This window comes from Arthrobacter endolithicus, assembly GCF_026627425.1.
GTDB lineage: Bacteria > Actinomycetota > Actinomycetes > Actinomycetales > Micrococcaceae > Arthrobacter_M.
The window spans coordinates 13,301-38,167 of record NZ_JAPNLH010000020.1 but is presented as its reverse complement, the minus strand read 5'-3'; the positions used below and the strand labels follow the sequence as shown (position 1 = coordinate 38,167).

21 protein-coding genes and 2 pseudogenes are annotated in these 24,867 nt (G+C 62.1%); 13 read left to right on the top strand and 10 right to left on the bottom strand.

Annotation, left to right across the window (positions count from 1 at the left end):
• Positions 1 to 28: 28 nt before the first annotated feature.
• Together OS914_RS15215 and OS914_RS15210 are read right to left on the bottom strand one after the other, a co-directional pair.
• Positions 29 to 169 (bottom strand): hypothetical protein, encoded by a 141-nt coding sequence (locus tag OS914_RS15215; protein ID WP_267546912.1) that lies wholly within the window; start codon positions 167 to 169, stop codon positions 29 to 31.
• A 166-nt stretch (positions 170 to 335) separates the two neighbouring features.
• On the bottom strand, positions 336 to 743 hold the full coding sequence (locus OS914_RS15210; RefSeq protein WP_267546911.1) for a hypothetical protein: 408 nt from the start codon (positions 741 to 743) through the stop codon (positions 336 to 338).
• A gap of 532 nt (positions 744 to 1,275) precedes the next feature.
• On the opposite strand from OS914_RS15210, the gene OS914_RS15205 reads away from it, so the two are divergent.
• From OS914_RS15205 to OS914_RS15190, 4 genes and pseudogenes are all read left to right on the top strand, one after another.
• On the top strand, positions 1,276 to 1,599 hold the full coding sequence (locus tag OS914_RS15205; RefSeq protein WP_267546910.1) for a metal-sensitive transcriptional regulator: 324 nt from the start codon (positions 1,276 to 1,278) through the stop codon (positions 1,597 to 1,599).
• A 34-nt stretch (positions 1,600 to 1,633) separates the two neighbouring features.
• On the top strand, positions 1,634 to 1,855 hold the full coding sequence (locus OS914_RS15200; protein WP_267546909.1) for a heavy-metal-associated domain-containing protein: 222 nt from the start codon (positions 1,634 to 1,636) through the stop codon (positions 1,853 to 1,855).
• A gap of 35 nt (positions 1,856 to 1,890) precedes the next feature.
• Positions 1,891 to 4,182, top strand: coding sequence for a heavy metal translocating P-type ATPase (locus tag OS914_RS15195; RefSeq protein ID WP_267546908.1), 2,292 nt, complete (start codon positions 1,891 to 1,893; stop codon positions 4,180 to 4,182).
• A 377-nt stretch (positions 4,183 to 4,559) separates the two neighbouring features.
• Positions 4,560 to 5,579, top strand: a pseudogene (locus OS914_RS15190) (IS110 family RNA-guided transposase); the annotation flags it as partial.
• 255 nt (positions 5,580 to 5,834) lie between these two features.
• On the opposite strand, the gene OS914_RS15185 reads toward OS914_RS15190, so the two are convergent.
• Positions 5,835 to 6,821 carry an alpha/beta fold hydrolase gene (locus tag OS914_RS15185; RefSeq protein ID WP_267546907.1) on the bottom strand — a complete coding sequence of 329 codons (987 nt, stop codon included), beginning with the start codon at positions 6,819 to 6,821 and terminating at the stop codon, positions 5,835 to 5,837.
• Positions 6,822 to 6,864: 43 nt separating this feature from the next.
• Here OS914_RS15185 and OS914_RS15180 point away from each other — a divergent pair, with 43 nt between their 5' ends.
• The 3 genes from OS914_RS15180 (at position 6,865) to OS914_RS15170 (ending at position 9,396) form a co-directional block, all read left to right on the top strand.
• On the top strand, positions 6,865 to 7,107 hold the full coding sequence (locus OS914_RS15180; RefSeq protein WP_267546906.1) for a hypothetical protein: 243 nt from the start codon (positions 6,865 to 6,867) through the stop codon (positions 7,105 to 7,107).
• 107 nt (positions 7,108 to 7,214) lie between these two features.
• On the top strand, positions 7,215 to 7,784 hold the full coding sequence (locus OS914_RS15175) for a hypothetical protein (protein ID WP_267546905.1): 570 nt from the start codon (positions 7,215 to 7,217) through the stop codon (positions 7,782 to 7,784).
• Positions 7,785 to 8,169: 385 nt separating this feature from the next.
• The gene (locus OS914_RS15170; protein ID WP_267546904.1) at positions 8,170 to 9,396 is read left to right on the top strand and encodes a permease; all 1,227 of its coding nucleotides are present in this window, start codon (positions 8,170 to 8,172) and stop codon (positions 9,394 to 9,396) included.
• A 264-nt stretch (positions 9,397 to 9,660) separates the two neighbouring features.
• Here OS914_RS15170 and OS914_RS15165 read toward each other — a convergent pair whose 3' ends face one another.
• A complete protein-coding gene (locus OS914_RS15165; RefSeq protein WP_267546903.1) occupies positions 9,661 to 11,967 on the bottom strand; it encodes a putative transposase in 2,307 nt (768 codons plus the stop codon).
• A gap of 133 nt (positions 11,968 to 12,100) precedes the next feature.
• The gene (locus tag OS914_RS18325) at positions 12,101 to 12,457 is read right to left on the bottom strand and encodes a DUF4395 family protein (protein WP_420713970.1); all 357 of its coding nucleotides are present in this window, start codon (positions 12,455 to 12,457) and stop codon (positions 12,101 to 12,103) included.
• A 1,482-nt stretch (positions 12,458 to 13,939) separates the two neighbouring features.
• Between OS914_RS18325 and OS914_RS18320 the strand changes: the two genes are divergently transcribed.
• Positions 13,940 to 14,824 carry a DUF7507 domain-containing protein gene (locus OS914_RS18320; RefSeq protein WP_420713973.1) on the top strand — a complete coding sequence of 295 codons (885 nt, stop codon included), beginning with the start codon at positions 13,940 to 13,942 and terminating at the stop codon, positions 14,822 to 14,824.
• 71 nt (positions 14,825 to 14,895) lie between these two features.
• Positions 14,896 to 15,345, top strand: coding sequence for a GNAT family N-acetyltransferase (locus OS914_RS15155; protein WP_267546901.1), 450 nt, complete (start codon positions 14,896 to 14,898; stop codon positions 15,343 to 15,345).
• Here the strand turns inward: OS914_RS15155 and OS914_RS15150 are convergent.
• A complete protein-coding gene (locus tag OS914_RS15150; protein ID WP_267546900.1) occupies positions 15,332 to 15,574 on the bottom strand; it encodes a hypothetical protein in 243 nt (80 codons plus the stop codon). The two genes, OS914_RS15155 and OS914_RS15150, sit on opposite strands and share 14 nt — an antisense overlap.
• A 71-nt stretch (positions 15,575 to 15,645) precedes the next feature.
• Between OS914_RS15150 and OS914_RS15145 the strand changes: the two genes are divergently transcribed.
• On the top strand, positions 15,646 to 16,239 hold the full coding sequence (locus OS914_RS15145) for an HIRAN domain-containing protein (RefSeq protein ID WP_267546899.1): 594 nt from the start codon (positions 15,646 to 15,648) through the stop codon (positions 16,237 to 16,239).
• Positions 16,239 to 16,856, top strand: a complete 618-nt coding sequence (locus OS914_RS18315; protein ID WP_420713969.1) for an HNH endonuclease — start codon at positions 16,239 to 16,241, stop codon at positions 16,854 to 16,856. Before OS914_RS15145 ends, OS914_RS18315 begins: the two co-directional genes overlap by 1 nt.
• A gap of 258 nt (positions 16,857 to 17,114) precedes the next feature.
• On the opposite strand, the gene OS914_RS15140 is transcribed toward OS914_RS18315, so the two are convergent.
• Both OS914_RS15140 and OS914_RS15135 read right to left on the bottom strand, forming a co-directional pair.
• The gene (locus OS914_RS15140; protein WP_267546898.1) at positions 17,115 to 17,675 is read right to left on the bottom strand and encodes a hypothetical protein; all 561 of its coding nucleotides are present in this window, start codon (positions 17,673 to 17,675) and stop codon (positions 17,115 to 17,117) included.
• Positions 17,676 to 18,295: 620 nt separating this feature from the next.
• Positions 18,296 to 19,420 (bottom strand): alkaline phosphatase family protein, encoded by a 1,125-nt coding sequence (locus OS914_RS15135; RefSeq protein WP_267546897.1) that lies wholly within the window; start codon positions 19,418 to 19,420, stop codon positions 18,296 to 18,298.
• Positions 19,421 to 20,291: 871 nt separating this feature from the next.
• On the opposite strand from OS914_RS15135, the gene OS914_RS15130 reads away from it, so the two are divergent.
• Both OS914_RS15130 and OS914_RS15125 read left to right on the top strand, forming a co-directional pair.
• Positions 20,292 to 20,888 (top strand): toll/interleukin-1 receptor domain-containing protein, encoded by a 597-nt coding sequence (locus tag OS914_RS15130; RefSeq protein WP_267546896.1) that lies wholly within the window; start codon positions 20,292 to 20,294, stop codon positions 20,886 to 20,888.
• 249 nt (positions 20,889 to 21,137) lie between these two features.
• Complete coding sequence (locus OS914_RS15125; RefSeq protein ID WP_267546895.1) at positions 21,138 to 22,154, top strand: hypothetical protein; 1,017 nt, start codon at positions 21,138 to 21,140, stop codon at positions 22,152 to 22,154.
• A gap of 1,123 nt (positions 22,155 to 23,277) precedes the next feature.
• On the opposite strand, the gene OS914_RS15120 is transcribed toward OS914_RS15125, so the two are convergent.
• Together OS914_RS15120 and OS914_RS15115 are read right to left on the bottom strand one after the other, a co-directional pair.
• Positions 23,278 to 23,874 (bottom strand): GNAT family N-acetyltransferase, encoded by a 597-nt coding sequence (locus OS914_RS15120; protein ID WP_267546894.1) that lies wholly within the window; start codon positions 23,872 to 23,874, stop codon positions 23,278 to 23,280.
• A 256-nt stretch (positions 23,875 to 24,130) separates the two neighbouring features.
• Positions 24,131 to 24,448, bottom strand: a pseudogene (locus tag OS914_RS15115) (N-acetyltransferase family protein); the annotation flags it as partial.
• Positions 24,449 to 24,867: the final 419 nt, after the last annotated feature.

Below are 24,867 nucleotides of genomic sequence, written 5' to 3'. Positions count from 1 at the left end.
CCGGCACAACGATGGAGTATTTGGAGACCTAATAGGTCTGGTAGGCCTCGTCTTTGACGATCGTGATCAGGTCCTCCCAAATGGCGCCCTCCCACATGTCCCCGCGTGGCTTCCCCAGATCCTGCGACAGTACGATCGTCGCATTTTGGATGACGAGTCCGTCAGCCATCGGGATGAAGGCGACCGCGGTGAGGCCCGAATGGTAGCGAGGACCTCATCCCGGCGTCTCGGGTGAGCTGGACCGTCCAGTAATGGTTATGGCTTTAGGTGTGGGTGCCGTTGGCCTCGATGGTGACGACGTGCAGATCGGGCAGGACAGCCCGGGTGTCCGGGCCCTAGTGGGACGGAATTTTCGGTTCCGGGACCATCGTGTCCATGATTCGCCCAAATGGGATTCCCAAGGGTCGGTCGCACGGCGGATATAGCCTCCGCGGGCCTTGGCCACCAGGCCCGCGTCCTGAAGCGCACCGAGTACCGTGTATCCTGACGATGCTCGTCGTATTGCACGACACCACCAGTGGCATGTCCCGGCCCAGTGCGCTGTCATCGTTGGCTTGGGCGACAAATGATTGACCCATGGTGTCATGGGATTCACTGCCCTGAAGGACTGCTTTCACACCCGTGGCCCGGTAGCGGGGCACATTGCCGCCCGCTACATGCTTGGGTGTCGCATCGACGACGACGTCCGCTCGGGCCAGCACTTCTTCCAGGACTCCGGCGACGATCACGCCTGCCCGGCTCATGTGGCGTCCTGCGCTTCGGCGGTGGATGTGAACAGGGGCAAAAAATCCGCAGTACCCCGCCCACTGGCAGCCCCGACGGGGAGGGAAACGGTCGCGGCAATGAGCGTGCCTTCTCCCGTGCCGGAGACAGCAAACGAGCAATCTCGGTGATGCACGGGCCCGGCGACATCGGCGTTTGCGGATACATATTTTATGAAGCGGGATTTTTCCTGCTTGCACGTTCCCTCGGTGGAACCCCGGACCGGCCGGAATGAACGCTGCCAAAAACTTGCTGGCAAAGCGCTTTGCTCGGGGCGAATCGAAGAGAAACAAGGACAGCAGCGGATTTGATATACACCGACGGAGAAACGGTACATGACGGCAATCAGTAGAGGCTTAGCCGGTTCAGCACATATGGATGGAGGTGATCGCTGCATCAGTGATCGCTGCCTCTTCGTCCGTGGCCGCCCCCAGCTCAGTTCCAAACGAAAGAACTCCCCGAAAGTATACCCTATGGGGGTATACTTTGTGTTGAGGGTCAATTGGAGGAACGATGACAAGCGAAATTGTCGACAAACATATCGACCACGGCTACACCACGGACAAAAATGCATACCTGCGCCGGCTCAAACGCATCGAGGGGCAGGTGCGGGGGATTGCGCGGATGGTGGATGAGAACACATACTGCATCGACATCCTGACCCAAGTCGCTGCAGTCAACAAAGCCCTCCATGCAGTCAGCCTGGGATTGGTCGAGGACCACATCAAGCATTGTGTGATCGGTGCGGCACGCGAGTCTGAAGCCAGCGGGGATACTGGCATTGTCTGCGCCAAGGTCAAGGAAGCCGCCGACGCCATTGGTCGGCTGCTGCGCTAATCGTGCAGCGAACTTCGAGAAGGAAGCAAGGATCATGAAGACAACCATCAGCATTTCCGGCATGACGTGCGGGCATTGTGTCTCTTCCGTCATGGAAGAGCTCAAATCCCTCAAGGGCGTCGAGGATGTCAGCGTCGATTTGAACGCCGGCGGCATCTCCACGGCGATGGTGACCTCGCAGCTGACGCTCTCGAAAGAGGAAATCGGCGAGGCCGTGGCCGAGGCCGGCTACCTCGTCGTGGCCAACAACGCCTAAACACCCAACCAAGACTTGGAACAAAGGATCCCTTCATGAGTACCGATGAACTACTCCACCAACCCCTGACCAGGGTGATCGAACTAAATATCGAGGGCATGACCTGTGCCTCGTGTGTGGGGCGGGTGGAGCGCAAACTCGGCAAACTCGAAGGCGTCCACGCGGCGGTGAACCTGCCGCTGGAATCCGCCGAAGTCACGGTTCCCGTGGGCGTCACGGACCAGCAGATCATCGATACCGTCAACGCCACCGGATACAAGGCCCGGCTAAAAACCACACCAAGGGCCCTCGACCACAGCGCAGTCGGAGTCCCCGAACCCGACAGCCATGGCCATGATGCCGCCACGGTCGGTGGCGGCCACGGCCAAATTAATCATGGCGGAACGGCGGCCCAGTTGCGGCCCAGATTGATCCTGGCCGCAATATTCAGTGTCCCGATCTTCCTAATATCGATGTTCCCGCTCCTGCAGTTCCCGAATTGGGGCTGGGTTGTGGGGTTACTGGCGTTACCGGTGGTGACCTGGTCGGCGTGGCCCTTCCACCGGGCCGCTGCCGTGAATGCCCGTCATCTTGCGTCCACCATGGACACCCTGGTATCCCTGGGCGTGATCGCAGCCTACCTGTTCTCGGCCGTGACGCTCGTCTCCGATCCGGTGATGACGGCGCATCCGGGGATGGGTGGGCATGCGGATCTGTACTTCGAGGTCGCCGCGGTCGTCACAACGTTCCTGCTGTTGGGTCGTTATCTGGAAGCCAACGCCAAGGCCAAGGCCGGCGACGCGCTGAAGGCGCTGCTCAGTCTCGGGGCAAAGGATGCCACGGTGCTCCGGGACGGTGTCGAGGTTCGGATTCCCGCCGACCAGCTGGTCGCCGGTGACGTGTTCGTGGTCCGGCCTGGTGAAAAGGTCGCTACCGATGGCTACGTGGTGGAGGGCCGATCCGCCATTGATGCATCTCTGATCACCGGGGAATCCCTGCCCGTGGACGTGGCCGTAGATGACACGGTGACCGGGGCGACGCTCAACACGTCCGGGCGGCTGCTGGTCAGGGCAACCCGTGTGGGCAGCGAGACGACGCTGGCGCAGATGGGCCGGCTGGTCAGCCAGGCCCAGTCCGGAAAGGCCCCGATTGCCCGGTTGGCGGACCGGATCAGTGCCGTGTTTGTGCCGATCGTGCTTGGACTCGCCGTCCTGACGTTTATTTTGTGGCTCGTGTTCGCCGGCGATGTCCAGGACGCCTTCACGGCGGCCGTCGCAGTCCTGGTGATAGCCTGCCCCTGCGCTCTCGGATTGGCTACCCCGGTGGGGTTGCTGACGGGGACCGGCCGCGGCGCCCAGCTGGGCATCCTGATCAAGGGCCCCCAGGTCCTCGAAGACACCCGCACGGTCGATACCATCCTGCTGGACAAAACAGGGACGGTCACCAACGGCAAACTCGCCGTCGCCCGGACCCTGGCCTTAGGAACCCTGGACGAGACCGAGGTGCTGCACCTGGCCGGATCCGTCGAGGCCGCCAGTGAACACCCAATTGCCTACGCCATTGCCGCAGCAGCGACGTCAGGCCCCGGCATCTACCCAGTTACGGGCTTTGACTCCGCCCCCGGTGGCGGTGTCCGCGGCACCGTTGAGGGGCACACGGTGGTGGCAGGACGCGCCGGCTGGCTGGTCGAGAACGGCATCCAACCCACCGACACGGAGCAAGAAACGTTGCGCCGCCAGCAGCACTCCGGGGCTACGGCCATCTGGGTTGCCGTTGACGGGAGCGTTGAGGGCATCATCAGCCTCGAAGACACCATCAAGGACGGTTCGGCCCAGGCCATCGTCCGGTTTAAGTCGCTGGGGCTGCGCCCCATCCTGCTCACCGGTGACAATGCCGCGGTCGCCGCCCAGGTAGCGGCCGCCGTCGGCATCGCCCCGGAAGATGTTTTCGCCGATGTCCTGCCCCAAGGCAAGGTCGACGCCGTCAAACGACTCCAGGGGCAGGGTGCCACGGTGGCGATGGCCGGGGATGGCGTCAACGACGCCGCCGCCCTGGCCCAGGCCGACCTCGGCGTGGCCATGGGATCCGGCACGGATGTGGCCATCGAGGCCGCCGATTTAACCGTGATGGGCAACGACCTGGGCCAGGTCGCCACGGCCATCGAACTTTCCCGCAAAACCCTCGCCACCATCAAGACGAACCTGTTCTGGGCGTTCTTCTACAACGCCATCGGTATCCCCGTCGCCGCGCTGGGATTATTGAACCCGATGATCGCCGGGGCCGCCATGGCCGCCAGCTCGGTGCTCGTGGTGGCCAACTCCCTACGGCTGCGCCGCTTCGCCCGGTAGCCACTACCCAATCCGGCACCCTGGACCATTGTCTGTAACGCCCTCTGGTGTCGGTTTGTGCACCGGCAGATTTAGAGCGCCGAAGCAATCTCCCTGCCCAAAAACCCGGGAAACCCCAGCTTCCGAAAACCACCCAAACAGCTTGACGTTGATACTGGAAGCAGCTTTTCGGGTCATGACCCTCAACTTGACTGACGCCTCCCGCGAGGGGGTCTGTCTTTGTTTTGATCTGTCTGCCCCGGGCGGTGTCAAAGTGGTAGCTGGGCGGAGCATGACTTCATAGGAGCTTAACCTCTTTGACCCGGTCTCGTCAACGTCTTGTCTGCCTGCCCGGCCGCCACTTCCCATTGTGAAACACGAGCGAAGGGAAGTACATCATGAGCGATCAATCTCTGATCGTCGCGGGCGTGGATACGCACAAGGACACGCACTACGCAGCGGTGATCTCCGGGACCGGGGAACACCTTGGCGCGGCGCAGTTCCCGACTACCGATGCCGGCTACCGCGCGTTGGTGGGGTTCATCACCTGCTACGGCGCGCTGCTGCGCGCCGGCGTCGAGGGCACGAACTCATACGGCGCGGGCCTGACCCGGCACCTGCATGAGACGGGCGTCGAGGTCGTCGAGGTGATCCGCCCGGCGCGGCAGACACGGCGGATGCGTGGCAAGTCCGACGAGATCGATGCCTACGCTGCCGCGCACATCGCACTGGCGAACAATGACACGGTGACCGCGAAGACCGGCATCGGCATCGTGGAGGCGATCCGTGTCACCAACGCGGCCCGGCGCAGTGCGATGAAGGCTCGCACCGAGGTGATCGTGCAGCTCAAGTCACTGATCGTGACCGCTCCCGAACGCGTCCGAGTGGAGTACCGGGATCTGCCCACGATTCGCTTGATCCCGCGCCTTAAAGGCTCTCGTGCACGCGTGGGTGACGACGAGGTCGCGTTCCGGACCCGCACGGCTCTCAAGCGTCTGGCCGTGCGCTATCAGCAGCTCGATGAGGAGATCACCGGTCACGATACCGACCTCGCCCAGCTCGTCGACACGGTGAACCCGGATCTCGTGCAAACTTAGGGGATCTCCACGGTCACCGCCGCGCAGCTGCTGATCACCGCGGGCGATAACCCCTGGCGGCTCCGCTCCGAGGCCGCGTTCGCGATGCTCTGCGGCGCCGCGCCGTTGCCAGCCTCCTCGGGGAAGACGACGCGTCACCGCCTCAACCGCGGCGGCGACCGGGCCGCGAACTCCGCGTTGCACCAGATCGCCATCGTGCGCCTGGCCACAGACCCCAACACCCGCGACTACGCTGCCCGCCGCACCGCCGAGGGCAAAACGAAGAAGGACATCCTCCGCTGCCTAAAGCGCGCCATCGCCCGCGAGGTCTTCCACCTCATCATTACCCCGCCACCGGCCGCGGACAGCAGCGACCTCCGGCCCGCACGCAAGAGCCTCGGACTCGCCCTCACCGAGGTCGCAGACGCCCTCGATTGCGCGATCAGCAAGATCTCACTCATCGAACGCGGCACGATCCGCGACACCCGATTCCTCCACCACTACCGAGCATGGCTCAACCAACAGCAAGACGCCCAGATCGCAGCTTGACAACTATAGGAGCATCAAAGAACAAGTCAGGGACACCCTCACCCGAGGTCATCGTTCATTCCTATCGTTGATCGGCGATACGGACCAGTGGGTTGAGGCCGTGGCGATCTGCCGGTAGAGCAGGTCGTTGCACCAGCCGGGTGAGGAGAGGGGGAGGTCGTGACCGCCACGGTGGGTAAGGGCGGTGACGCTGGGGAATTCCGCCGCGAGCGCGCGGGCGCGTCCGGGGACCTGTACCGGATCCACATCCCCGTCCACGAGCAGCACCGGCACCCCCCGGCCGGACAGGGCGGCGACTGCTCCGGTCCAGGTGTCGGCCGCGACGAGCGCCTCGAAGCTCTGGATGTAGGAGAACCAGGTGTGCTTGACGCCGTCTCTGGCGATGGCCGCGGGCATCGTCGGGTTGAGCGCAACGGCGAGCACGGAGGCGGCGGAGCGGTGCCGGCACATCCACGCGCACACCCTGTGGGCGAACGAGCCGGTCGACAGCAGCGCCTCGAACCATCCCATGTGCCGCACCCGCTCCTCCGCCTCAGCCCGGGTTCGGAACAGGGGTGCGTCGAACGCGACGACCGTGCGCATATCGCCCTCGCTCGCCGCCGCCCACTGGATCGCGAGCGACGCGCCCATCGAGTGGCCGGCCACGTGCAGCGGGCGCCCGTCGAGGTCGAGGGCTCGGAGGGCGCCTGTGACGGCGGCGAGGTGCTCCTCGAGGGCGAACGAGTCGGTGCTGACGCCGGCATCCATCGAGGAGCCGAAGCCGAGGGGGTCGATCACGACCACCGTCGCGACCTCGCCGAGCCGGTCATAGGCCGCTCCGAAGTAGGCCTGGCTCGCTGCGATGCCCGGCAGCAGCACGAGCACGGGGTTGCCCTGGCCGAACACTCGCAGGCCAAGTCGCCCGGCGCGGCGTGGCGCCCCCGCTCCGCGGCGCCAGCGATGCACCCGGCCGGAATAGAAGTGCCGGGCGGGCCAGACGGATGCTGCGATTAACACGGCCACAACCGTGGCCGCACTGATTCGTCGATCGTCCATGCGACCCACTCTAAGCGTCGAGCCACCGGTTTGGATCGGGTCGGTGACGGCGGCTCTGCGTGACCGACCGACATCCATAGCAGCCGACACCGTCGTGGACTTGCCCCTGATAGCGACGGTTACGACCGGTGAAGTGTTTTGCATGCGCCAGATCAGCAGGATCGTCCCGGCACGTGGTGGAAGCAGTCGGCAGATTCACATCCTGACCACCAACAGCGAGATGGGCATCCGTGAGGTGATCTATCGAACGGGGGTCGCGCTGGCTGCAGGAAAACTGATTCCGTGACGCCCGGATGCATGTGATCTCGGTTCCCACGATACTTACGGCAGCAGTGATAATGACCCGAAACGGTCAGTGCCGAACCCTGCCAAAAGGATGCCTACAAAACAGTCTTGGTAGCCCGAACCCATTACCATCAAGTATCGGCTGAGACGGACGCGGCGATGCTGGCCCTGAAAACACCGGTATATGGTGCCGGGAAAATTACGATCACCAACGCGATGCACAACGCCATCCACGCACCACTCCTTGCTCCCGAGACTGCCCTGGACACTGCCGAAACCGCACACCGAGAGATTCCTGTCAGGCTGCCGTTGGGTGAACTTGTACCCGGCCAGGAAGTCCGCGGTACCCAAGTCAAGCTGAGCACCTTTGGGATCCGAATGTCAGCGTTCAACACCGTGATGACCCTCGCCCGAGAGATCCTTACCAACGCCGGCTACGCTCGGGCCAGCCAAGAAGCAGACGCCTTGGCCAGCGCCGCACTCTACGCCAGCGGCGGTATCGACACCACCGCGCCCGGATACCTGACCATCCGCCTGGACCCGCTCCCCATAGCAAGTGTCAGCAAAGCCATCGCCGAGCTCTGCGAACACCTCATCAGCACCGAAATCCGCTACGCAGGCACGGACCTGATCCTGCGCTACACCGTCAAGAACAGGGAACCAGCCAACAAAAACTAAATCACCGTCGGGAGCCCTGGACCCTGGCCAGTGCGGCAGGAACTCTTGATGTACTCATCTCGGTTCCTGTCTCGGTTGTGTCGCGGCAATAATCTGCTCGATACACTCCGTGGACGCATCTGGGGCTCCGTCGCCGAACTTGTCCCCCTCTCCCAGCCCGCGGGCGGCAGGAGGCGCTCACATCGGCCGCACGTTTTGGCTTTAGTTTGATGGGTTCGGATACGCGAGTCACGGCTTGTCGCCCAGAACGTGACCGGCTCGTGCTCTGTCTGGACGTCCGCAGGCCTGTCCAGACCCGGTCACCTTGACTGATCTTTCGAAACGAGTGCAGCCACAAATGCCCCAAGGGGGTAGACACTTACATAGGAAGTGAAGGAGGGAATGCATGTTCATCTTGGAAGCCGTTGGCAATGCTCTTGCCATCGCGGGTTCGATGGGGTGGCAGATCCTCTGGCCCCTTGTGCTCGGATTCACCCTCTCAGGTGTGATTCAAGCGATTGTTCGCAAGGAGCGAATCGTTGCTCTCATGCGTGATGACTCTCCCCGCTCCCTCACGATCGCGGCTGGTCTCGGCGCTGCGTCGTCGTCCTGCTCCTACGCGGCCGTCGCGCTCGCCCGGGCGTTGATTCGCAAGGGTGCCAACTTCACTGCCGCGATGGCGTTCGAGATTGCCTCCACGAACCTGGTGCTCGAGCTCGGGCTCATTCTGGCGTTCGTGATGGGCTGGCAGTTTACGCTGGCGGAGTTTGTCGGCGGCCCGTTCATCATCGTGTTCGTCGCTCTCGGATTCCGGCTGTGGATGCGCGGGAAGGTCGTGGATGCCGCTCTGGAGCAAGCCGACAAGGGTCTGGCCGGATCAATGGAGGGTCACGCAGCGATGGATATGTCCGTCGCTGCAGAAGGCAGCTTCTGGGGGAGGCTGTTCTCCCGCGCCGGCGTCACGTCGGTATCGCGGTACTTCGTGATGGATTGGGCGGCTGTGCTCCGCGACATCCTGATCGGGTTGCTCATCGCCGGGGCGTTCGCCGCGTGGGTTCCCAAACCCTGGCTGCAAGCGATCTTCTTCGTCAATGACCCTACCTTGGCGTTTATCCTCGGGCCCCTGATCGGTCCAATCATTGCGGTCGTCAGCTTTGTCTGCTCGGTTGGAAACGTGCCCCTCGCCGCAGTCCTGTGGAATGGAGGGATCAGCTTCGGCGGCGTCGTCAGCTTCATTTTCGCGGACCTCATTATCATCCCGATCATCCTCATCTACCGGAAGTATTACGGCACGAAAGCGGCACTGCGTATCACCGCGATATTTTACGTGGCGATGGTGCTCGCCGGTTACGTCGTCGAACTGATCTTCACCCCCCTGAACCTGGTCCCCACCAACCGGCACCTCTCGATCATCGACGCCGGTATCAGCTGGAACTACACCACCTGGCTCAACATCATCTTCATCCTCATCGGGCTGGCCTTGCTCGTGGTGTTCTTCCGCAGCGGCTCCGGCAGCATGCTCAAAATGATGGGTGGCTCACCTGACTCCGGACAGGATCACACCGGCGACGACCACCCCTCGGACAATCACCAGGGCCACCCCAAGCCCGCGCCCCTAGACCCTCCGGCTTAGCGGACCACCATCAACAGTGATGAGAAATCTCCTTCCCCTCTGTTAGGTACCCCTTGGGGTATTGGTGAAGATACAGCGCCGCGTTGATGCTCCTGTAGTTACGACGTTGCCGCTGAATGTCGGAAAAATAATCTGTAGATCCACGAACCGAGACACCAATGGGTGGTGGTCAGCATTAGGCCCCCCACGGCGACCACTCCTCCTAGGATGATTCCCAACGTTGATAACCCGTAGTAGAAGGACCAGGACTCTTGACATAGGTATTTAATTTGGTGGCGACGTTTCACGGTTTTTGGTTTCGTAGCGCAGGACTTGGTTTGTGCCGGGATAGCGGGTTTCTGTGGCAGTGAGATGGTCGCAGAGTTCACTGATCGCGGTGGTGGCGCGGCGGGTGGGGAGCGGGTCGAGGCGGATGGTGAGGTAGCCGTCATGGCTGGGGTCGATGTCCCCGCTGGTGGTGAGGGCCTGCCGGATCAGGGCGTGGGCTTCGTCGTCGGCGCGGGCGTAGCCGGTGTTGGTGCGGATTTCCCTGGCAAGGGTGGTGGCGGTGTTGAACGCGGCCATCCGGATCGCATGGGCGAGTAGTTTCGTCTCGGTCTCCAGGACCTGTTGTCCCGGGGCTATCTCACCGAGCGGGACCCGTGCCGGAATGTCCTTGTGCGCGGCCTGGGTCTGGTCGAGGGCGGTTTGGGCGGTGAACAGGTCCGCGGTGATCGCGTTGTGCTCGGTGTTGGTGATCAGGACCGTGGACGTTCCCGGTGCCGGGGTCCGGGCGGCCAGCAATGCGGCATCGGTATCGGCGATGGTCTTTTCGTATCGGGCTTTAGCGGTCAGGACTTTCTGGTAGGCCTTGCGTTTGGCCGGGTTCGGCACGGACCGTTCCGGATCGTCATCGGTACTGGTATAGGCGTCGTGGGAGTCCAGGGCAAAGCGCATCCTGGCGTAGCGGAAGTAGTTTTCCTGCCGCCATCTGGCGCCCATCCGGTAAACAATCTCTCCGGCGCTCATGCCGGTGGTGGTGGTGAGGATGTGGATCTGCCGGGACCCGCCGCCGGGGACCTTGACCTGGCGGCTGATCTGACGCATCGAAAACACTTCCCCGGTCGTCCCGATGGGAACCTCGACGTGGGTGTCGGCGGCATCCCAGGTCCGGGTTTGTCCGTGGTCGTCGGTGTGGGCGACCTCTGTGAAGAGGATGTCATTAATGTCAGCGGTGGTGCCCTTGCGCCAGGTCAACACATCAAACCTGTTTGCTGCCATGTGCTGGAACAGGGCCGGGGACCAGCCGCCGCGGTCGAAACCGACCAGCACCTTCCGGTCATCGCCGATGATGGTGCGCAGGGCCGGCAGGAGCCGGCGTAGTTCCCCGGTCAGTGCGTTGCCGGGTTCGGCCATGACCACCAGCACCGGGGCGCCGTTAGCGTCGGCGACCCAGGTTTCCTCCGTCGCCGGGACCGGGAACTTCAACCGGGTCGAATGGACTTTCCCGAGCTTCTTCGTGCCCTGGTAGGCACGGACATGCCCGTCAACATAGAGCACGGCCGCCAGGCTGCCATCCTCTGCGTCACCGCTGCCGTTGAGGTGTTTGGTGGCCATCAGGCTGAGCAGGTCCCCGGCCTTACCGGTCCCGGCCAGGGCGGCAAGTTTACGGCGGAGGGTTTTCACTTCCGGTGCCCGGTCCAGGCCCAGCACCCGTCCCATCGCTACCGGGTCGATCCGGGTGGTCCCCTCTGCCCGTGGTTCCCCGGCCAAGGCCTGGAATACGGCGCCGGCCAGGATGGTGTCCAGTCCGTAAAACCCGTTCGGCAGCGCCCCGAACGTCTCCTTCGCGCATTGCAGGAGTCCTGTTTTTTCCAGGGCGGGCAGGGCCAGGAACAGCCCTGCCAACGGCACCCGGGCCGCCGGGGCGAACACCGGGGCCGCACACTCCAACAACCCGGTCCGGGCCCAGACCCGCTCCCCGGAACGGTCCGCCCCGGCGGGCAACACCGGCAGCTCCTTTACCGCTGCGGCGGTGGTGGCATCGCCTTGCCGGTCCTGCCTGGCCGGGTTGGACCCTGTCCGCACCCCCACGTCAGCGGCCGGAGCGGTGCGGGTCCGGGCCGCATCCGCCTCCGCGCTGTCCCCGGGGGCGGTGGATAACACCCGATGGACACTGAAGACGGACACGCCCACAGCCGCGGCAATCGTGCGAAAGGTGTCCCCGCCGGCACGCCGGGACCTGATGTCAGCGACAACATCCGGGGTGAGTTTGCTGGCGCGGCGGGGACCAGGCTTCTCCGGCACGAGTCCGGCCACGCCGGAGGCCTTCAGCTCCCTGCGCCACAGCCACAACGTCCCGGATTCGATGCCGAACCCGGCAGCAATATCGGTCATCGGGGCTGCCTTCATGTCCGCCAGTTTCGCGGCCGCGAACCGGCGCGTTGCCGTGTCTCCGGCATCCCAGGCATAGACCAATTGCCCGTACAGGAAAACACGGCCACCCTCGGCATCTTCCAGCAGCGACGCCGCCGCACCAACCGGCACGGCACCGGCCTCAACAGTTACCGGAAGGGGTGCCTGGGCAGTCATCACACCCATCATCCCACCCCTTCAACAACCGATTATTTCCTCTACTCAATTATATAACAAGAAGGGCAAAATTAACACTCGCCCAGGCAACGAAACCCCGAGAACGCAGGGCATAGCCACACAGCCGACCATCTCATGTCAGGAGTCCTGAGGACAGGGCCGAGCCCGTCAGTAGCACGGTGGAGAGCAGGTACGAAAACCGTCGTGGTGTCGGCGTGGGCGGAAGCGCCGGCCCATGAAATAGATGACGGACGCCGAAATTATAAACCAGATCAAGAATCATTCCGCGAGGGAATAGCGCTCCGCTAAGTGGAACGACTGCCCCAAGTCCAAGAAAAGCGGGCGATTGCAAGGTCAATCCGACAACGATTAGGACCGTGCCCACTCCTGGCGCGAATCGCAGTGGCCACGCATAGCAAGACTTAGCGTCCTGATCAAGGTTTCCAAATCCTTGCTTATCTAGATTGTTCTTTGTGAATTCATTGAGCATTTTTGGTTTCCTTATTGTCGGTGGAAAACTCGGTGGATCCGACTTGAATGACGGGGCTGAGTATCGTGGTTTTCCTGGCGCGAGAGAATCCGTGTATCTGATGGTGGCGGTGTTTAAAGCTGCCATACGGATCGCGTGGGTGATCAGCTTGATCTGGGTATCCAGGACTTGTTGCCCGGGCGCGTGTTCACCCAACGGCAACCGGGCAGGGATCACCCGGTGGGCTGCTTCAGCCGTATCGAGAGCCGCGCCTGCAGCCCGTCATGGCGAGCAGCGGACGCAATCGCTCCAGAAGACTGCGGGATCTCCAGCAGGTGTGCCGCTGCCGTGGTGACCGTTGACTCGGAATGGTGAGTAGCGCCCGCCGGAGGAAGCATTGCGACGTGAGCACTCGCTAACCCACTCAGTGCGACGACGGCGGGTGGCGACGGGAGAACCTAGTTGCCCTGATGCATGCCCCTCTCGCCCGAGTCGGAGTTCCACGACTGTCGTCTCCTGGGTGTAGCTAAAGCTCTACTTTCGATTGAGCGTATCAAACTGACCAGACCATTTCCCCGGGGACAAGAGAACCCGCACCGTGAACGATCGTTGGCGCCGCGGCCTCCCTTATTCTTGCCATGGAACGCGGAAGAGTCCAGGTTCAGCGTACATCTGGCTGATCAACACGAATGAGTCCAGAATGTCGTGCTGGCGATGGCTGGACAATTGAGACGCCTGTCGCCAAGCCGCGTCAGTCGATCGAAAATCGCCCGGGGTGCCTCATGTTAGTGTGCTCGCGAAATGATTTGTGTGTACTTCACGTAATGTGCTCGTGAAACTTTCAGATCGTGTCTGCGATGGGGCTTGGTGGCGCACCGGGCCAGGCTTTGGCCCCCCATGCCGGTAACTACTGCCCTGGCAGGGCTCGCAGAGGTTGAAAGCCGCCGAACTTCCGGTGGAGAGTAGAGAGATTCCTTCGTACGGAAGGAGGCGCTGACCATGATGCTGCACAGGGGGGAGGAGCGCTGAGCCAACGTCGGTGGCTGACAATTGCCTGCCCGCGGGGGTTACTGTCGGAGGGCAAAAAACGGGGTGTACACAATGTGCACACTTTGGGCGTCGGATCGGGTCGGACTGGTGCCGGACTGCTTCGGATTCGGTATGTTCACGGGCTTCCCTGTGTTTGCGGGGGCTGGAAGCCGGTTCGAGTCCCACCTTGGGCGCAGTGTTACGGCAGGTCAGGGGCGTATTGACCTGTTGAGTGTGCACAAAACGTGCACATTTGGTGCTCATGGGACGCCTTGTCGGTGCCTGGTTGCCTACGTCATGGCGTCGCTCCTCGTCCTGGCTGCTGGGTTGATTAGCATCTTCGTTCCTTCCTTTCGGGCTGGTGGCCTTGTTGGTTCTTGTACCTGTTCATGGTGGCAATAGCCCTTTACGACATGACTAGCCGGCAAAAAATTGTCGGGGACTGTTACCGTGGGCAGGCCCGTCCCGGCGTCGATGGGTGTGCGTGTTCGGTTCTCGATCAGCTGGACGAAGAACCACACAGGCGAGGGAGGAACCACTGCAACCGGCTCCGCCAGCGCGACGGTGACAATCACCGCACCGGCGCCTACGACCCCGTCGATCACGGTCTCCAAAAGCGCTAGCCCGACCTCTCTGCCAGCACCCGGCGGCGCCTTCACCTACACCGCGACGGTCGCCAACACCGGCACTACGGACGTCACGCTGACGACCCTGACCGACAGCATCTCGGGCAACCTGAACGGCCAGGGCACCTGCGCATCGGGCGGCACAATCGCCGCCGGTGCCAGCTACAGCTGCCGGTTCACCCGCACCTTCACCGGCGCAGCCGGGGCGAGCGAGACCGACACCGCGTCGGCCACCGTCGCAGGCGCGGGAGGAACCACTGCAACCGGCTCCGCCAGCGCGACGGTGACAATCACCGCACCGGCGCCTACGACGGGCGTGTTGAAGATCTGCAAGAAGGCGGACAACTACAATGGCACAGTATCGGGCAGTTACACCTTCACGGTTGGCACCAAGTCGGTGACCGTCCCGGTGGGCAGTCTAGGGTGCGGGATTGGTCCACAAGCCTTGCTTCGAAATCTCCCGTCTCGCGCATCTGCCGGGTACCCGGAAGTGACATGGCGCCGCTTCATGCAGATCGCGTCAGACTGTCCGCCATCAATGTCGCGGATGATGAGCCGAAGGGTCTTGACCAGCGTTGCGGCTGGCTCGGCGCGACCGTTGACACGCGGGGGAGGGGTGTTGTTTATTGAGGCAAGAAACCGCCAGCACCCCACACTTCTCCTCCATTTTACTCTTGAGTTCCATGCGGAGCAGCCATCTCAGCCAATAGCTCTCCGTCATTTCCCGCCTTGAGCTAAGTACGGTCAGCTGACCCTGAGGACACTCACGCTGTTCTTGCCATCAGTCGGGCCGCTGGGAGGCCGATGGGAACGGCAGACGCCGTGGTAGCCTCCATAACTGATCCCCCGCGGCACACCGTTATTGCCACAAGCGATGGCGAAGCTATTGGATGGGCAAAAACTTACTATTGGAACTATGCCGACGAACCTGCCCCGGCTGAACACTACCTCGGTGGCGTTACCGTCCATCCAGATTGGCGAAGACGCGGTGTCGGTACTGCGCTGACTGCAGCTCGCATGAACTGGATCTTTTCTCGGGCAGCTGAGGCGTGGTACATCGTCAATATACGCAATGGCCCTTCCATAGAGCTGCACCATAAATGGGGTTTTGAAGAGATTGCTCGTGCACCCGGCTTCCACACCACCACCTTCACTGGCGGAATCGGACTCCTTATGCGTGCCCTACCCTCTCGCATCAGAATTGCATTCCGTAACCGACAGGCGGGGTCGGTGGCCCGCCTCATCTCAGCTTGACGGCTTCTTCGATGGTGGTCAGGGCTTCTTCGCGCCAGCCGGCACTGTCGAGCTGGTTGGAGAGGTTGTTCAGGGAACTGGCGACGTCGGAGGTGAAGGCGGCAGGGCTGGCGGTGGCCAACCCCCGGTACAGTTTGACGGCTTCTTCGATGGTGGTCAGGGCCTCTTCGCGCAGGCCGGCGCTGTCGAGGCGGACCATGGCCGTTCCTGCCGCCTCTTGACCTGTCATGGTTCGACCCTGACTGGCCGGGCTGACGTATAGAGGGCGGTGGCGTTATGCGCCACTGCTACTCTTCCGTCATGGAGATGATTCAGAAGCTCACGGCCATGCTTAGGGGCGGGGAAAAGGAAGTCAAGACGCCGAAACAGACTGTGGCTGAACCTGTTGTGGAGGTTGCGGAACCTGCCGAAGAGGTAGTCGACCATCCGGTTCCGGCGCACGAGCCGGAGGTGGTGAGGGCGATGAGTGAGCCGGAAGGAGCGATTGAGCCTAAGCCTGCGGGCGTGAAGAAGGTCATGCTAGACGAGGCGGCGCTGTCGGTACTTGACCTCCGCGAGCTTCCGTCTAGCCGGTTCCGCATTGTGGGCTCGGCGTACTGGGTTACCGACTCGGCCCGCTACAAGCATGGTGGGAACGATTACGTGCTGGTCCGCGAGCCGAAGAATAAGTGGGATGCGAACGCCGTCGCCGTGTACAGCAAAGGGCGCAAGGTGGGGTACCTAGCCGAGGCCAAAGCGGCTGCCCTGGCTCCCATCTTCGACGAGCTCGCCTTCGATGCGTATAAGGTCGGCGGCACATCGCCACAGGGCAACTCACGGCGCATGTGGGTGGACGTTCCGGCCATTCCGAAACTCAGGGCATTTGTCATGAGCCTGGACAAGGAGCGTGGCTGATGTTTCGGGAGCAAGTGACGTGTAAGGGGTGCGGGACGGAGTTCGAGGCTCATCACCCGAGCCGGACTTACTGTTGTGGCCAGTGCTCGGTCTATTTCAGCATGGTTTCCAGCGGGCCGCTGATGTCAACAGACTTTGCAATCTGCCCTCACTGTAAAGAGGCGCTCTCGCCGGGGGCCTATGAGGCCGGCACATCGCGGGCCGAGTTCGTGAAGAACCATGAGGCATGCAGAAAGGCCGCTCTTGACCTCGGCGGGCGGCCTGATGATTGCCGGTGCAGGGAATGCAAGGCTCGCAAAGGAATAACAACAGTCCTGTCTGTTCCGCCGTCAGCACGCAAGCGCGGAACGGGTCGCCACACGAAGCACAGGCAGTTCGTCCTGGACCGGGACAGATACGTTTGCCAGATCTGCGGCCTCCCGACTGATCCACAGGCAAGGCCATCGGATGATCTGTATCCAACACTTGACCATATCTCGTCGATCGCACTTTACGGCGGCGACGACGAACCGGACAACCTCCGAACAGCTCACAGATGGTGCAATTCCATGCTCGGGGACGATGGTTTTAGTAGAGAAGAACTTGTCCGCGAAAGCGCCCTAGTCAGGTTCGGTTAGCTGCTGCTATCGGGCGCGCCAGCAACGCACAAAGGCCCCTCGCGCGCCCTAGCTGTCAGGAAAAGGCGGCCCGCGTTTAGAGCCGCGGGTCTGGCGGCTTTGTGCCGCCTAGGGCTAGTTCCAGGTGAAGGGCGGTCTAGAGGCCGTGAGGCGGATTGTCTGGGATTGTCAGGGCTACTCGACGAGTGCGAGCTTGCGGAACCAAAGAAGTCCCGGAGCCGCTGGGTGTCGGCGCGGGGAATTCAGTTCAAGTCTAGGTCATTCCGGCGGCGCGGCTATCCAGCCATTCTCCCGGCATAAGGCCACGTAGTGCGCCGCAAGTTGGAGAGTTTTTTGAACGTCAGCGGTGCCAATGAAGAGGGCGACCGCGCGGGCATGGGGCTGCATTAGCTGGGTGCGCCGGAACCTCGGGGCCTCGGCGTGGAGGAGGCGGCCGTAAATGAGGTCTTTGAAAGCGTCTTGGCCGCCCTCGGATAGTAGCTTTTTGAAGCTCACAGTCTCGTCGGCTTCGGCTTGCTCGAACTGCCATTCAATACACCCGGCGACCTTGTCCACGTCGCCGATGGCAGAGGGTACAGCGCAACCCCGTAGGGCTTGGGCGACGGCGCGCAATTGGACATTGTCATTGTCCGCAAAGAACTTGCGGAGCATCATTCCTTGCATCTGCTGGAGCCAGTAGGTACGGGGGTCTTTCTCCTGGGCTATCACTTCGCGGAGGCTCGGGAAGTTGAGGGCAGCTTTAGCGGCGAAGTATTCGGCGGCGAGGGCCTCGAATATTTCCAGCGTCTCCCAATCGTTTTTGGGCTTTGAGTTGCTCACCGTTCAACGTTAGCGCCTGGGCCTCGCCCTTGCGGCCGTCATACTGGCGGCGGCTCGGGTGAGGCTGGCGGCTGGGATCGCTGGTGGGCATCGCGGCGCGAGAAGAACGACCTCTACACGCTCTTCGGAGATGTCTGGACGGCGCAGGTCATAGACGAGATTTGGACGTACTACGAGACGACGCTCCCCTCGGCGATCCAAGAGCTCACTGACGCAGAGCCCCTACGGGTTAGGCTGGAACGGTACCGCCGAGTCATAGCACGTCGGCTTGGACGTCTGAGGCAAGAACCAGGGATCCAGTCACTATTTCCCGACCCGTTCCCGCCGGTAACCAGCACGCCCTCCCGGACGCAGCTCAAGATCCCCCCGCCGCAGGGCCCGATGCGCCACGGTGTTCCGTGGACGTCAGTGTGCTCGACGGCGCGAGTGTAGGAGCGGCTCACAGGTTCCGCTGGCCACACGGCTGGCAACCCGTTTCGACACTGGGTGCCTCCTACGACCGGTGCGGGGCCGCCGTTGTCGTGGACCGGCAACCGAACCGGTACCGCTGGGCTGTGCACGCCATTTCGCCCGGGGAGCTTGTCCTGTTCTTTGCATGTTTAGAGGTATGGATGCCGGCGTTAGGGTTTTCCTGTTTTGAGGGGGACGTCGTTCGGTGGTGGGAGGGTTCCCCCGCCGCGCAGGATGACCGGGCCGACCGGGATCGAGGTGGCTGCCGACGGCGCTGGCAGCGGTTGGGGTTTCGGCGCCGGCTGCGGGGGAGCAGGAAGCGTAACTTTCGTTCCGTAGGCCGGTGGCGGCGGGTTATGCAGGGAGGAGTCGACCAGGTCAGATAGGCCCGGGTCGTTATCGACCCGGTCCACGCCGAGTTTGGGCAGCCCGAGCAGTTGCATCACGGTTTTGGGGATGCCGGCATGGGTGGACCAGCGGCTATCGATCCCGGCCTTGACGGGACCGCCGAACATCAGCAGCGGCACCCGGGGCCCGTAGGCGAGCTGAACGCCGTCCGGGGTGTGTTCGACGTTGGGGGTGGCGACGTGGTCATCCCAGCCGCCCCAGTCATCCCAGGTCAGCAGGAACACCGTCTCATCCCAGCCTCCGGATTTGACCACGGCGTCCACGGATTCCCAGATTTTGTTCATCCCGATCGTCACGTCGGCGGTCGGGTGTTCGTCTTCGGGGGAGTTGTGCCACAGGTAGGTCAGCGGCGGCAGTTTCCCGGCAGCGGCGTCCGCGACGAAGTGTGAGTTGGGAATCAAATTCTTGGAGCCGTTAAGTTGCTTATAGAACCCGACCGGGTAGTTGCTGTTGCCGGTGTAGCAGGCCCAGCCGATTCCCGCGTCCTGGGCGAGGCCCGGGACCGAGGGCATATCCCACAGCGGCGGGGGCTGGGTCCGGGAAGGGTTGCGCAGGGTCGGGGTCTGGCCACCGACGATCAGCAGATGATTCGGCGTCGAGTTTGTCCCGAAGCCACTGCAGTGGTTTTCCAGAAACGCCCCGGTCAGAGCCAGGTATTCGTAAAACGGCAGAACCTTCTCCGTGTCGAACTGCGTGCGGGTGGCCGTGTGCTGGCCGGTGAGCCAGCCGTAGTAGGCGTGCCGGTCGTGGGGCTGGTCGGACGCGGGCGGGTTCGCCTGGACCGGCCAGCCAGTAGCGACGTTGGCACCATAGGGCGCCAGTGCCCGGAAGTAGTTGTCTGTGGTGTGGTTTTCCTGGACCATAACGATCACGCGCTTGATGGACATCGCTTCATTCCTTTCGTTGATCCGCAAATCCGGACCCTGATTGGTTAGATCCTTCGATTATCCCGCCGCACCTTTCCTCCGGAGCGAAAACGGGGGCGGTTGTAAGGAAGAGTTCACGCGGCTGCGGGGCACTTTTCCTGTGGCGGTCTCCGGGTGGGCATGGGGGAATGTCCGGGACGGTTAGGAAGCCGGAGGGACGACGCTCCACGGACGCACGCGAGAGCCGGCATCGGCAAAGGCAGTTGCTTCACGTTGCCGGGATCCGCCCTGTCCTTTTGGGCCCGATCTCGTTTCAGGGGACTTCAGCCGCCTCTGGCTTTACGTCGCCGGCCCGCTGCCGGGCAACGCCCTGGCGCTTATCAGCGCCAATGACCTCCGCGGCCGACACGACCAGGTCTGATTCAAAAAATCCGATTGTTCACCGGACCGGACCCGCAGTGGCAGGCCGAGAGCGCGAAGGCAACACTGCCGGAGGCAATTTAGCCGACACGTAGACTCCAGGAAGGTCATCAATGAACCTCTTCTCCAGTTGAGGAACGGTTAACGGGACGGTGAAGAAGTTTAGTGGCGCACTTCTCCGAGTTCTTCGCATTCGAAACGACCAGGTCCGAGAAAGCAGGATCAAGTACAGCACCTCTGACTATCTCGCAGGCGGGGCCACTCGAGCGACCCATATCGACAATCTGCTATCGCGGAGGATGAGGGGCGCGTCATGTCGGGGGGAGCCAGTAGTATCAAACACATGTCCCAGTGCACAGCTCCAATCAGAGGCCACATCAGAGGCGCCGGCGCCGACTGCCCAGTTCACGGTCGCGGCGGAGGGTACGGCTACTCGGCGCCGCGGTCGTACTCGTCCTACCCAGCACCGGTCGTGCCTACGAGCAGGAGCGGGAGCCTGTCGAGTGGCAGCGGCGGGGGACGTGGCACCGCCCGTCCGGCCTGGCAGCCGAGCACGTCGACCGTCTCGTACACGCCGCAGCAGGTGCGCGACCTCGAGCCCGTCCGCGTGGCAGCGGTGGCACGAACGCAGGCGCACGACGTGTTTCTCTGCCACGCCTGGCCCGACCGCCAGGCAGACGCGAAAGATGTCTACGACTTGTTCGTCGGAAACGACGTCTCGGTGTGGTTCAGCGAGGTGACCCTTCGGCCCGGCACAGACATGCGAGTAGCCATCGACAAGGGGCTCGTGAGTTCGCGCATGGGGATCGTGCTGGTAACGCCCGCCATGCTCGACAAGCTGCGCACCGACCGAAGCATCGCGAGCAATGAGCTCAGCGCTCTGCTGCGCCGGAACCTCCTAGTGCCTGTCATGCATGGTGTGACGTTCGAGGAGCTTGACCAGGTCAGCCCCACGCTCGCGTCGCGTGGTGGATTCAGCACGGCGGAGGAGCCTATGGAGGACATCGTCGTGAAGATCACCGAACTCGTTGGGACGCTCGCGGAGGAAGAGGCCACGAAATCAGCATGATGCTGAGCCCCGAGTAGCGCCGGATAGCAACAGGCCACGACGCCTCGAGACCTTCTCGATAGGTGAACGCCCTGCGGGACAGCCCCGTCCCTTCTCCGCCTGGTTGGCGCGAAGCTACATGCTGCCAATGAACTGCGACCATCGCGTCCAGGAGTCGCTCGACGGGGCTCATATCGTGGTACCCATCAATGCGGAGCTGTTGTGTGACATACATGGCAGCGAGGCTGCATGATCTTCTCGAGGGAACAGATGGAAAATACCACAACATGGCTGATCGGTGTAGGCGGACTTTGGGTGTCTCTGAGCTTTTTGCTCGGAGTCGCCGAGCTGGCTACGCTCCGCACCATTCGCCCGCCGAAACGGCAGACTTTTACTTACATTCGACTAGCTGCGACGCAGTATCAGACGGTTTTTGTGCCCGCGATGGGGGCACTCATTTCAGGTCTTTTTGTCAGCCTTGCAGCATCCTTCTTCTACGCAAGCTTCACTGGACAACAAGACTCATGGCTCCAGCTGGCCGGGATCGTCACATTCTTTGCCGGGGCAATCGCGTTGGTGGTCACCCTGTGGTCCGTTCTCAAGGATGTGGGTGAACCTGTGGAGTTGGCTCGCGACCCGTTCTCCATCCGTGCCGCTGCGGATGAGAGCGCAGCGGCCCCACGGCGCGCAGGACTCGATCCGGACGTCCTGGAGCAACAGCTCGACGAATGGGAAGCAAGCATTTCTGCCCGCTCCATGAACCTCTCCGTAAAGGGTACCTCTGACCGACTCGCCGAGAACCTCACCCAAGCGGCACAAACACGTAGGTTTTGGTTGGCTGCCTTCCGATCCCTCCAGGTATACTACGCAGCACTCCTCCGATTCCCCTTCAGATTCGGATGGCCCCTCCTTGGCTTCGCAGTATTTATGGCCGGGATCGTGTGGTTCGCAATTGGCCCCGCGGAGCTCAAGGTTGCCACTTCCTGGAGGCCGTGGGCGGCAGTGGGCCTGTTGGCCATAGTCGGCGCGATCGCTACGTTGTTCTACTGCGTGACAAGAGGCAACCGTGCCCGGCGATGGCACCGCATCAATCTTGACGCGCTCAAGGATGCACGAAAAGCGATAGGCGAAGCGAAGGGCGCCCACGCCTTAGTCGCAGCTGAGAACGTGCTTCTCCAGCGGATTCTCACAAATGCAGACAAGTTTCTCCAGCAAGACCACTCTGCGCCTGCCAAAGCTGACCGTACCGTTCTGCGTTTCGGAAGATTCCGCGTATCCATAGATTGATCATTCGAGACGCGTATAGACAGTTGCATCAGCATCTCGACAAGCCGTCGTGGTTTTCAACGAGCGACAAAAGCTCGAAGGGAGACGCATTATAAGCATTTTCCGAAGGTGCCTGCATATGTCCCGTAAGCCGGTCCTCCACCGAACATATCCGCTCCTGAAGTGCAGATTTGCGATTGCTGGCCGCCGACCGTCCAGTAAGGGGTGTCCGGTGAACTGACCGGTAACGGGGCGGGACTTATATGACACACCGGATCGCATGACTAAGATCATCGTGGCTGCGCCCGCGTATCCACGGAAGATCCGGACCTTACCGCGGCGTGATGCCCTGGTTCCCGCACGAGCCGTTGCCCGTCGGTGCGGCCCAGACCGGGCCGCCGCCGGTACTGGTTGTGTAAGGTGCGCATGTGCTGATAAGCCTGCAACGCCATCAACACATCTGTGGCGACCAGCCGGTCTGGCCGAGCCGAATGACCGATCTCGAACGTCTGAGTCTGCGTTTCGACGCCGGATCGAAGCCTATACTCTAGGGTGCGGGATTGGTCCACAAGCCTCGCTTCGAACCCCTCCCATCTCACGCATCTGCCGGAAACCCGGAAGTGACATGGCGCCGCTTCATTAGGATTACGTCAGACTGTCCGCCATCAATGTCACGGATGATGAGCCGAAGGGTCTTGACCAACGTTGCGGCTGGCTCGGCACCACGGTTGACGCGTGGGGGGAGGTGTGTTGTTTGTTGAGGCAAGAAACCGGTAGCACCCCACGCTTCGTATCTATTTTACCAGCCGGTCGGGTGCGATGAGTCGAGCGGGGGAGTTCAGCCTTGGCCAGTTATGCGTCAGCCGTCGTCCGGGTTCGGCGGTGCTCGTGGGCTGGGATCGCTGAGGCATCGTCGCTGGTGAAAGACGCCGTCGCAGGCCGCGTTTCCTCCACAGCCAGTTCGTGTACGGGTGCGGTTCCGAGGATACCCACTCCATACGGTTGACGCGCACCCGTGCCTCCGGTGGGGGGCGCTTTTTGCAGCGGGTGATGACGGTCGTGGATCGGGTCGCCACCTTATCGGATTGGAAACGCGAACCGTCAGCGACAGCTCTTCCCGTAGATAGAACGGTGACCGGACAAGTCATTGGCGGCTAATGCCCTGTTCCCAGTCGGAACGGAGCATGGACATGACGATGGCATCGACGTACTCGGCATCAAATTTTAGTGCTGCCCGTCTGCGCCCTTCGTAGACAAATCCGCATTGTTCATAGACGTGTAGAGCCCTCGGATTGAACACGTACGCGTCCAACTCGATTCGGTTCAGGCTTGTGGTCCGGAATGCGTGGTCGAGGACCATGCGGGTTGCTTCGGAACCTATCCCACGATCACGACCATGGGGTCCCATCAGGATGCGGAAGTTGCAGGCGTCGTTGGGCTCATTCACGTCGTTTAACACGACCTCGCCCACGCACATGTTGGTTACCCGGTCCACGACAGCGAGGTCGAGCCGATCGGCTTGGTCCGCACGGGTCTCGTACCATCGTCGTGTAGCCTCGTCCAGTCGCGGGGATCGACTCCCCGCCTCCGCGGTCGTGTGCACAGAGCCGGTGAAGCGGAGTATCTCAGGGTCAGCAAGAATCGACCCCATCGCCTGGATATCAGCCGGCGTGAACGGCCGAAGCGTCGCACGCCCTCCTTCTATCGTCGGTTTGATCGCGAAGATGCCAGTCAGAGTCATCCCTCGATTGTGCCTCACTGAGATTGACCTCGGCGCTCCGCTGTCCCAGGCCCTCGGACGCCGCCCGTCGCGGACGTTGGGCGGCCACAATCGAGGGCGGAATTAGACCGACAGATCGGGGTCGTCGAACCCGACTGGCAACCAAACCGCGACGAAGAGTGTCCGCACTCCTGGACGGGTGTCCACTTTGAGGACAGTTAGTGGGACGGAGGACATCGTCTCACCTCACCATGCGGTCAGATTTCATGTTTTCCCACTACTTCTCAATCTTTTGCGCACCGTCGAGGGTGAATCCGTTGCGACGGTAGAAGGCGATCGCGCGCGGATTCTCGCTCGCAACCCGGAGCATGCAGGGTCCGGTGCCAACCGACGCGTCGAGAAGACCTTGCCCAGCACCGCTTCCGTAATGGGCCGACAGCAGATACAGCGTGCGGAGCTCCAGGGCTCGGGGCGGATTTTCCTCTCGTGGCTGGCTGGCGGTCGCTATGCCCACAATGTGGGTCTCGTCCTCTGCAACCCAGGCTGCCGTTCCTGCTTCGAGACCACGACGGTAACCCTGCGCCAGATCGTATTCAGAAAGCGAGGCGAGAAAAGTCGGCGAAAGAAGATGCGGCTACGCCTCCCGCCATGACGTGACGTTCACCTGCGCCGTACCGATTGCGTCATCGACTGCCGCTTTGCGCACCCTAAACTCCATACGAAGAGGATACTGGCCACGGTGCCTTCATCAGCAGAAGGGAGGGGTAGCCTCAAAGATAAGAAGCGCAGAAATTGGCAGTCGCGGGCGTCGTCTGCTCGCAAACGTAAGGGGGCATCCATCGATGGATATCGTTTCCGGTTTGATAATTGCAGGGATTTGCGTTCTTTGCGTGCTGCCGATTTTGTTTGGGTCCTATCGGAGTTTTGACAAGAGCGCGAAGGACATTGAGGGCCGGGATCCCGAAACCGCGCTAGCTCTCAGGAAAGCGCGAAGAGATATTGATCGGGGAAGAG